This window comes from Streptomyces sp. CA2R106 (assembly GCF_037034245.1).
In the GTDB taxonomy this organism is placed as follows: domain Bacteria; phylum Actinomycetota; class Actinomycetes; order Streptomycetales; family Streptomycetaceae; genus Actinacidiphila.
In genome coordinates, this window is sequence record NZ_JBAGKC010000132.1 from 1 (window position 1) to 1,012 (window position 1,012).

Consider the following 1,012-nt stretch of genomic DNA (forward strand, 5'->3'; position numbering starts at 1 on the left):
GCCGGCTGCGGTGGTGGGGCATTCGCAGGGTGAGATCGCGGCAGCCGTTGTCGCGGGTGGGCTGTCACTGGATGACGGTGCGCGGGTGGTGGCGTTGCGGAGCCGCGCTATCGCGGGGGAGTTGGCGGGTAAGGGTGGCATGGTGGCGGTGTCGCTGCCGGTGGACGCCGTACGGGAGTTGCTGCCGGAGAACGTGTCCGTCGCCGTGGTCAATGGTCCGGGTGCGGTGGTGGTGGCGGGTCCGGTGGAGGAACTGGACGCGCTGATCGCCCGGTGCGAGGAGCGGGAAGTGCGGGCCCGTAAGGTGCCCGTGGACTACGCGTCCCACTCGGCGTACGTGGAGCTGATCGAGGCCCAGGTCCTCGCCGATCTGGCTGAGTTGGGCCCGGTCACGTCCCCCGTGCCCATGTACTCCTCCGTGTCGGGTGAGCGCATTGACACCTCCACCCTGGACGCCGGTTACTGGTACCGCAATCTGCGCCAGACCGTGGAGTTTGAGCAGGCGACCCGGGCCCTCGCAGCCGACGGCTTCACCGCCTTCGTCGAGGTCAGCCCGCACCCGGTCCTCACCATGGCCGTGCAGGACACCCTCGGTGAGGACACCGTGGCGACGGGCACCCTGCGCCGTAACGAAGGGGGCATGGACCGGTTCCTGCTGTCCGCGGCCGAACTGTTCGTCCGTGGGGTGCCGGTCCGGTGGGACGGGCTCTTCGCAGGCCGGGTGTCGGGGCGGGTGAGTTTGCCGACGTATGCGTTCCAGCGGCGTCGGTTCTGGCCGGAGCCGTCGTTGGTGGCGGGGGATGTGGCGGCGGCGGGGCTGGTGTCTGCGGAGCATCCGTTGCTGGGTGCGGTGGTGGCGGTGCCGGGTTCGGGCACGGTCGTCCTGACGTCGCGATTGTCGTTGCGGGCGCAGCCGTGGTTGCGGGATCACGCGGTGCACGGCACGGTGCTCTTTCCCGGAACGGGCTTTGTGGAGCTGGCGGTTCGGGGTGCGGACGCAGTCGGCGCGGGC

Annotated in this window: 1 protein-coding gene; it reads left to right on the forward strand. The window is 70.5% G+C overall.

All coding sequences use genetic code 11. The annotated features are described in order from the left end of the window. Positions 1–1,012, forward strand: a 1,012-nt coding sequence (locus WA788_RS35360; RefSeq protein WP_335984575.1) for an acyltransferase domain-containing protein, incomplete at both ends; no start/stop codon positions are given.